This window comes from Pseudomonas sp. A-B-19, assembly GCF_019947515.1.
Taxonomy (GTDB): Bacteria; Pseudomonadota; Gammaproteobacteria; order Pseudomonadales; family Pseudomonadaceae; genus Aquipseudomonas.
The window spans coordinates 101,770-110,513 of the sequence record NZ_JAGYGN010000022.1 but is presented as its reverse complement, the minus strand read 5'-3'; the positions used below and the strand labels follow the sequence as shown (position 1 = coordinate 110,513).

The following is an 8,744-nucleotide window of genomic DNA, read 5'->3' as shown; positions in this document are numbered from 1 at the left end:
CGGGGGTGGTCATCGCATGACTGTTGGGTTTTTAAGGTTTTCGCAAAACCTGTGGGAGCGAGCTTGCTCGCGATGGCGGTGTGTCAGATACAACAATGGTGATAGACATGGCCCCATCGTCGGAACGCCGCCCGGAGCAAGCTCGCTCCCACAGGGATCAGCTGCGTTGCAGGAGGCCGCGCAGGGCAAGAGCGGCGGGGAGGCCCAGCCCCACCCAGCTCAACGAGTCCCAAACACCATCCCCGAGCAACGCGGCAAACAACCCTGCTGCGCTAAGCACCGCGATGACGGTCGGAACGGCGAACACTTTCCAGAAGTTCGACTGCCGGGGCTTCATGCCGCGCTCTCCGCTTTTTCCAGCACCGGTCTGGCCGCCTTGCGCCGCACCACCCACAGGTAGACCCCGCTGCCGAGCACGATGATGGTCAGCACATCGAGGGTCGCCCAGAGGATTTTCATCGGCATGCCGCCGTAGTCACCGAAGTGCAGCGGCTGCGACATGCCCATGGCGTCCATGTACCACGGTCGTTCGGCCACGGCGGTGACTTGCAGGGTGCTGGCGTCGATCAGTACCGGCGTCAAGAGGTGCGAGGTCAGGTGCGTGCTGCCTTTCATGAACACCGCGTAATGGTGCTCGCTGGAGAATCGCGTGCCGGGAAAGGCGATGAAGTCCGGCTGCATGCCCGGCGCGACATCCTTGGCGATGTCGAGCAGGCGGCTGGCCGGTGCCCGTTGCGTCAGCGGTGGCGCATCGCGGTACGGCGCGACCATCGCGCTGAGGCTGTCGTTGCGCCAGGCGGCAATGATCAGATCGGCACAGGCACTGATCACGCCGGTCACGCCGACCACCAGAGCCCAGGTCAACGTCACCACACCGATCAGGTTATGCAGGTCGAGCCAGCGCAGGCGCGTGGATTTGTCCTGGCGCACGGTGGCGAATTTCAAGCGGCGCATGAACGGCAAGTACAGCACTGTGCCGGAAACCATCGACACCACGAATACAATCCCCATGAACGCCAGCAACAACTTGCCCGGTAGCCCGGCGAACATGTCCACGTGCAAGCGCAGCATGGTCATCATGAAACCGCCGTTAGCCGATGGCGTCTCCAGCGCTTGGCCGGTACGGGCGTCGAGCATGAAGGTGTGGGACGAGTTCGGCTCAGTGCCCGCGGTTGCGGCCATGATGGTCAGCACCGCGTTGGGCTCATCGTCCTCGAAGCCGAAATACTGCATGACTTCACCGGGGCGATGCTTCTCGGCCGCTTCTGCCAATTGCTGCAAATTCAGGTGCGGGGTGTCCGCCGGCATTACCTTCACTTCAGGTGCATCGCCCAGCAAGTGGTCGATCTCGTGGTGAAAGATCAATGGCAGGCCGGTCAGTGCCAGCATCAGGAGAAACACCGTGCAGATCAGGCTGGACCAGGTGTGGACGAAGGACCAGCGGCGAATTGTTTTACTTTTCATTTCATAGCCTTCGGAAAAACCAAAGCCGTCCACGAAGGACGGCCTGGTCATTGGGCGTGTCAGATCAACGCGTTACCACTTGTAGGTTGCACTTGCGACGACACTGCGCTGGTCGCCGTAGTAGCAGTAGTAGCTGTCGCAAGTCGAGATGTAGTCCTTGTCGAACAGGTTGGTCGCGTTAACGGCCAGCGAAGCGCCTTTGAGACTGTTGTCCAGGCGACCGAGGTCGTAGTGAACCACCGCGTCGAACACCGTGTAGGCGCCGGCCTTGCCCAGCCAGGTGTTGGCCTGGTCGCCATAGGTATTGCCGGTATAGCGCGCGCCGGCGCCGATGCCGAAGCCATCCAGTACGCCGTTGTGCCAGGTGTAGTCACCCCATACCGACGCTTGCTGGTTAGGCATCAGTTGCAGGCGATTGCCCTTGTAGATGCCCTCTTGCACTTCGGATTTGGCCAGGGTGTAGGCAGCGGTGACCTTGAGGTTTTCGGTCACGTCGGAAACGGCTTCCAGCTCTAGGCCTTTGACTTTCACTTCGCCGGTCTGGCTGGTGACCGTCACGTTGCCCACGTTGTTGGTAACGGAAACGTTTTTCTGGGTCAGGTCATACACCGCCGCCGTCAGCAGCGTGTTGCTGCCCGGTGGCTGGTACTTGATCCCCAGTTCCCATTGCTTGCCTTCGGTCGGCTTGAACGACTCGGTCGGCGAGGCGACGGCATTGCTGGTCGGCTGGAAGGATTCGGCATAAGACAGGTAAGGCACGAAGCCCGAGTCGGACACGTAGCTGATCGCTACGTTGCCGCTGAAGTTCTTGTCGCGCTCGGTATTGGTGGCATCGCCCTTGTTGAAGAACGTGGTGCCGGTGTGGACCCAGTCTTCACGACCGCCGAGGGTCAGGCGCCATTGGTCGAGGGCCATCTGGTCCTGGATGTACAGACCGGTCTGCCGGGTCTTCTGTTCGTAGTCATAGAAGGCTGTGGAGCGTGCCGGACGAGTGATCGGCAAGCCATAGACCGGGTCGTTGACGTTGATGTCTGGTGCGGTGCCGAAGACCGAGAGGTAGTTGGTGGTGTTGCGCTGGTGGTCCAGGCCGATCAGCAAGGTGTGAGTGACGTCGCCGATGACGAAGTCGCCCTGGAAGTTGTTGTCCACGGCGAATTGGGCGATGTCTTCGTCGACATTGGTGGTGCCACGGCCGGTGTTGCCTTGATCGTCAACGACAGAACCGTAAGAGGGGCCGTAGCTGTTGACGGTCACGGCCTGGAACGACAGCTCCGACTTGGTGTAGCGCAGGTTCTGCCGGAACTGCCAGACATCGTTCAGGCGGTGTTCGAAGGCATAACCCAGCGCGTAGTAGGTGCGGTCGTAGAAGTCGTAGTTCGGATCGCCCAGGTTCTTGTGGTGGGAGATCTCGCCGAACGGCATGTCGATCTTGGTGCCCTGGATCGGATAGAACTGGCTGGTGATACCGGTATCGTCACGGGTGAACTGCGTGAGCAGGGTGAACCTGGTGTCTTCGTCGATGTTCCAGGTCAGGCTTGGCGCAATGTTGTAGCGTTTGTCATCGATGTGGTCGATGGGCGTGCCGCCGTCGCGCAGTACGCCGCTGAGGCTGTACAGGAACTGGCCTTCATCGTCGACCCTGCCGGTGCTGGCGAAGTTGATCTGGCGATGATTGTCGCTGCCGTATTGCAGCTGGATCTCGCTGCTGTCTTCAGCGCTTGGGCGACGGCTGACCATGTCCAGCAGGCCGCCCGGCGGGGTCTGGCCGTACACGGAGGAGGCCGGGCCGCGCAGCAGCGCCAGGCGGTCGAGGTTCCAGGTTTCCTGTTTCGGGTTGGAGTACACACCCTTTGGCAGTGGCAGGCCGTCGAGGAATTGAGTCGGCTCGAAACCCCGCACGCGCAACCAGTCGGAGCGGGTGTCGCTGCCGAAGCTGCTGGAGGTGATGCCCGGCAAGTAGCGCACGGCATCATCGAGGGTGTGGGCGTTGCGGTCGTCCATCTGCTCACGAGTGACTACGGAAATCGAACGCGGTGCCTCGACCAGCGCGGTGTCGGTCTTGGTGCCGGCGGCGGTGCGCTTGGCCAGGTAGCCCGGTGCCGGGCCCCAGGCGCTTTCACTGTCTTGCACGCCGATCACGCTGGTGGCCGGCAGGTCCATCACACCCTCGGGAACAGCCACCAGGCTGTAGGTGCCCGCACTGCTCTGCTCCAGTTGCAGGCTGGTGCCACGCAAGGCTTCGCGCAGGGCGCCGGTTGCGTCGAACTGGCCTTTGACTGGCGCCGAGGTTTTGCCTGCGGCCAGGGATGGATTCAACGACAGGGCCAAACCGGCCTGGCTGGCGATCTGATTCAGGGTGTTGGCCAATGGTGCGGCCGGCAGGTTGTAGGCGCGGCCGCTGGACGTCTGTTCAGCGGCGACCAGTTCACTACTGGCCAATGGGGTGCAAAGGGCAATGGCGAGCGCCAGCAAACTGCGGCGCATCAGGGAGTCTAGCGAACGAGGCATACAACGGCTCCTGAATGGAAATATTTCTCAATTGCCTGTCTGCCGAACGAAAATTAAAAAGTGATAGGGCTGGATGAAAATAATTTCGATTCAGAAGTCGGTTGCGGCGGGTATTGGGTCAAAAAGGTTTTTGCGGGGAGTCGAACGCCGCCATCGCGAGCAAGCTCGCTCCCACATTGGAATGCATTTCAAAATGTGGGAGCGAGCTTGCTCGCGATGGCGGCCGATTAGACACAAAGTTTTTCAGGGTTTGGTATCAGCCTTGGCCACGACCTTCACCCACCATTGAGTGTGCTGTTCGATCTGCACCGGCAAGGTCGGCAGCAGGGCCTTGAGTGCCAGGTCGGTGTCGCGCAGCGGGAAGCTGCCGGTGATGCGCAGGTCGGCCACTTCCGGTGCAACCCCGACATATCCGGTTCGATAGCGGCCGATTTCATGCACCAGATCTTCCAGCCGCGTGTTGTCCACCACCAGCATACCGCGGGTCCAGGCATCCGCGCCGAGGTTGACCGCCTGAACCGGGCCCAGGCCGTTGTTGCGGATCAGTACCTGCTGGCCTTCGCGCAGAATCTGTTCGTCCGGGGTGGATTCAGGGTGAACCGCCACCGCCGACTGCAACACACTCAGGCGCGTGCCGTCTTCTTCACGCTTGACCAGAAACCGCGTACCCAGCGCGCGCATGCTGCCTTCACGGGTTTGGACGATGAACGGGCGGGGATCGCCATGACCGGTTTCCACCAGGATTTCACCTTCCTGAAGCACAATGCGGCGCTGCTTTTCATCGAAACGCAGATCCAGCGCACTGTGGGTATTGAGATTGATCAGCGTGCCGTCAGCCAGACGCAGAGTGCGCTGCTCGCCAACGGCGGTGCGCTGGTCAGCCATCCAATAGTCAATCGGCAGGTAACGATCCCCGGCGAACAGGGCCAGGCCGATCACGGCAACGATACTGGCAACACCGCTACTGAGCTTGCGCACTCGCCGGCGGATGCCTTCGCGTGATTGCAGCAGGGCCGTGCGGGCCGGGCCGCTGGCCACGCTGAAACGCTGGTCGAGCATGCCCAACTGGCGCCAGGCGCGGGCGTGCTCATCGTGGGCCGCGTGCCACTTGGCGAATTCTTCGCGCTCTATCGGGTTGGCAGAGTCCATGGACAACTGCCAGGCAATCGCCGCATCCAGTACGTTGGCCGATACCGGTTTGGAACTGAACGGACTCATGTCGGCTCACCATAGAGTGCGATGTAACACTGGCGAATGCCTTGGGCCAGGTACTGGCGCACCCGCGGCACCGATACCCCCAGGCGCTCGGCGATTTCTGCGTGGCCGAGGCCGTCGAGGCGGTTATAGAGGAATGCCGCACGGGCCTTGCTGGAAAGCTTGCCGAGTAAACGATCGATGTTTTTCAGGTCTTCGAGGATCATTTGCTGCTCTTGCGCCGATGGTTGTTCGGCTTCGGGAATCAGCATCAGCTCGGTGAGATAGGCCTGTTCCAGCGCGGCGCGACGGAAATAATCGAACAGCAGGCCCTTGGCGATCGCCACCAGGAATGCCCGCGGCTCGCGCGGGACCTTCAGTTCCTCGCGGCCCAGCAAGCGCACGAACGTGTCCTGACTCAGGTCTTCGGCCCGCTGCGGGCAGCCGACGTTGCGTCGAAGCCAGGCCAATAGCCAACTGCGGTGGTCGCGATATAACGCACCGACGAGCTCATTTTGAGGGCTTGGGACTGACGACACGCCGCACACCGATTGGGAAATATTAACTAACGAGAATAATTCGCGATTGTGTCAGAGGCGCGGGAGGTAAGCAATTGGCGTTGGTCGGGTGGGAATTTGGCGACGGTCTCTGTAGGAGCGAGCTTGCTCGCGATGAGCCAGAGAACAACGCGGGGTGTCAGATTGGACGCGTTATCGTTGACGACCATCGCGAGCAAGCTCGCTCCTACAGGGATGGTGCAAGGATCAGAAGGAAGGCGTCTGCTGGCGTCGCTTCCACTGACTCAATCGCTGTTGCAGATTCAACGGGCTATGTATCTGCTGCTGCCGAGCGCGGCTGAACAGGATCAGCGCCAGTTCAGCGGTGGCCAGGGCGTCGGCGCTGGCGTGGTGGCGTTCGAAGATTTCGAGCTTGAACCAGTCGATCCAGTCGTCCAGCCCGGCTTCGCGAATGTGCGCTTGCGGGCACAGCAGCGGTGCAATGTCCGCCACGTCCAGAAACGGGTGCTGCAACTTCAAACCCAGATGATCTTTCAGCGCGCGGCCGAGCATGTGCTGGTCAAACGGTGCGTGGAAGGCCAGCACCGGACTGTCTGCGAGGTACTCCATCAGATCGAGCAGCGCTTCTGCCGGGTCGCTGCCCGCCGCAATGGCGCTGGGGCCAATGCCGTGGATCAGCACACTGGGGCCGAGTTTCACTTGCGGATATTGCAGGGTGCGTTCGAACTGCTGGCGAAAGTCGATGGCCCCATCCTCGATCACCACCGCGCCGATGGACAACACCTGGTCCTTGTTCAGGTTCAAGCCAGTGGTTTCCAGATCGAGCACCACCCAGCGTTGCTCGCGCAGGCTGCACTCAGACAGGTCGGCAGCCGTCGGTAATTGGTCCAGCCGATGTTGCAGATGAACCGGGAGGGTGGGACTCGCAGGGCGCAGCCATGAAAACAGGCTCATAACTGATACCGCAAGGTCAGGCTGCTTTGCAGGCGTTGTGCCTGGCGCAGGGATTCGCGCAGGATGCGCCGGTCCAGATGATTGAGGCTGTCGGGGTCGACTCGATTGGAGTAAGGAAAATTCTCCCGGGTCTGTAGTTGATGTTGCTGCATGCGGGTTTGCTGGATGAAGTGATACGCCTCTTCGTACGCGGCGCCGTCCAGGGGATCGATGACCTCCTTGGCAACCAGCTGGCGAAAGCGCTCCAGCGTGTTGTTCGCTTCGATACCGTGGACCAGGGCCAGCAACCGGGCGCCATCGACGAACGGTGCCAGGCCCTGGATCTTCAGGTCCAGGGTGGCCTTCTCGCCATTTTTGCGCGCCAGCACGAATTCGCGGAAACGCCCAACGGGCGGGCGATTGCGCAGCGCATTCTCGGCCATCATGCGCTGGAACAAACGGTTGTCGCTGACCTGGTCGAGAACGCCCCGACGCAACTGCTCGCAGCCTTGCTCGCTGCCCCAGACCACGCGCAAATCGAAATAGATGCTCGAACCCAGCAGGTTCTCCGGGGTTGCCTCGCGGATAAACGCCGCAAAGCGCCGCGCCCATTCGGCCCGGGACAGGCATAGCTCGGGGTTGCCAGCCATGATATTGCCCTTGCACAAGGTGAAGCCGCACAGCGCCAGACTCTGGTTGATCTGCTGGGCGATAGGCAGCAGCTTGCCGCGAATCTCGGCGGCATGGGCCGCGTCCCTGGCTTCGAACAGAATGCCGTTGTCCTGATCGGTGTGCAGGGTCTGCTCGCGACGGCCTTCACTGCCGAAACACAGCCAGCTGAACGGCACGCCGGGGTCGCCTTTTTCAGCGAGGGTCAGCTCGATCACCCGGCACACGGTGTGGTCGTTGAGCAGGGTAATGATGTGGGTGATCTGCGTCGAAGACGCGCCGTGGGCCAGCATGCGCTCGACCAGTTGACCGATTTCGCCCCGTAGCGCCACCAGGTTTTCCACCTTCTGGGCATTGCGGATAGTACGGGCCAGGTGCACCAGGTCGACCCGTTGCAGGGAAAACAGATCGCGCTCGGAAACCACGCCGCACAGGCGTTGGTCCTTGACCAGGCAGACATGGGCGATGTGCCGCTCGGTCATGGCAATCGCTGCGTCGAATGCACTGTGATCAGGCGACAGGAAAAACGGCGCCCGGGTCATGTACCCTTCGATGGCTTCATTGAAATCGCTGCTGCCGTCGGCCACGGTCTGACGCAGGTCACGCAGGGTGAAAATCCCCAGTGGCGCCTTGAGTTCATCGACTACCACGATGCTGCCGACCTGTTGTTCGTGCATCAACGTCACGGCTTCGCGCAATGGCGTCTGCGGGGCGCATGTCACCGGGTGGCGCATGGCCAATTCGCCCAGTCGGGTATTGAGCGAATATTGGGTGCCCAGGGTTTCCACGGCTTTTTGCTGCACTTGCTGGTTGACCTGATCCAGCAGGCTGCTGACGCAGCGCAGGGCGAAGTTGCGGAAGGTGTCCGATAGCGAAAACAGGCGGATGAACGCCGGTTTGTTCAGTTGCAGGCAGAAGGTGTCTTCGCCGGCCAGGTGCTCGGTGCGGGTCGCCCGTTCACCCAGTAACGCCGCGAGGGGGAAACATTCGCCAGTGGTGATCTCGAAGACCGTTTCGGTGCCACCCTTGGCCGTGTGCGGACGCTCGCCCACGACCCGGCCTTGCTTGACGATATAGAAGTGCTCGACCGGGCCGTCGGCAGGTTTGATGATGCTCTCGCCGGGGGCGTAAAAACGCAGCTGACATTGCTCGACCAGATACGCCAGGTGAGCATGTTCCATCTGGTTGAAAGGCGGGAAGCGCTGAAGGAATTGCAACGTGCCCTGGATGTTCTGCAACACCGCGGTTTTTCCTGCCTGTGTGAAGGCGTCCGCTTTACTCATAACCATTACCGCAGTCTTTTTTGAATTGTTGTAGTCGGATGACCCGGACATGGTCGACCCCTCTGGCCGGGGTGCCCATTGGACGTAAGTCTAGGTAGGCGATCAGGGTGATGGAATGTCGGAAAAACCTTACGCAACTGTGAGAAAAACCTCTCTATTCTGCTATTGGAAAAAT

General features: G+C 61.0%; 7 protein-coding genes. All 7 read right to left on the bottom strand.

Translation table 11 applies throughout. The annotated features are described in order from the left end of the window. Positions 1–157 precede the first annotated feature (157 nt). Positions 158–337, bottom strand: a complete 180-nt coding sequence (locus KGA81_RS22225) for a hypothetical protein (RefSeq protein ID WP_223548503.1) — start codon at positions 335–337, stop codon at positions 158–160. Further along, positions 334–1,464 (bottom strand): PepSY-associated TM helix domain-containing protein, encoded by a 1,131-nt coding sequence (locus KGA81_RS22220; protein ID WP_223548500.1) that lies wholly within the window; start codon positions 1,462–1,464, stop codon positions 334–336. Before KGA81_RS22220 ends, KGA81_RS22225 begins: the two co-directional genes overlap by 4 nt. 72 nt (positions 1,465–1,536) lie before the next feature. Next, positions 1,537–3,972 (bottom strand): TonB-dependent siderophore receptor, encoded by a 2,436-nt coding sequence (locus tag KGA81_RS22215; RefSeq protein WP_223548498.1) that lies wholly within the window; start codon positions 3,970–3,972, stop codon positions 1,537–1,539. A gap of 243 nt (positions 3,973–4,215) precedes the next feature. After that, on the bottom strand, positions 4,216–5,190 hold the full coding sequence (locus KGA81_RS22210; RefSeq protein WP_223548496.1) for a FecR domain-containing protein: 975 nt from the start codon (positions 5,188–5,190) through the stop codon (positions 4,216–4,218). Then, entirely contained in the window at positions 5,187–5,705 is a 519-nt protein-coding gene (locus KGA81_RS22205) for an RNA polymerase sigma factor (protein WP_223548493.1), read from the bottom strand. The genes KGA81_RS22210 and KGA81_RS22205 overlap by 4 nt, the downstream gene beginning before the upstream one ends. A 225-nt stretch (positions 5,706–5,930) precedes the next feature. Next, positions 5,931–6,638: a PolC-type DNA polymerase III gene (locus tag KGA81_RS22195; RefSeq protein ID WP_223548491.1), complete on the bottom strand. Its 708-nt coding sequence runs from the start codon at positions 6,636–6,638 to the stop codon at positions 5,931–5,933. Continuing rightward, on the bottom strand, positions 6,635–8,575 hold the full coding sequence (locus KGA81_RS22190) for a putative nucleotidyltransferase substrate binding domain-containing protein (protein WP_223548489.1): 1,941 nt from the start codon (positions 8,573–8,575) through the stop codon (positions 6,635–6,637). Before KGA81_RS22190 ends, KGA81_RS22195 begins: the two co-directional genes overlap by 4 nt. Between the last annotated feature and the right edge of the window lie 169 nt (positions 8,576–8,744).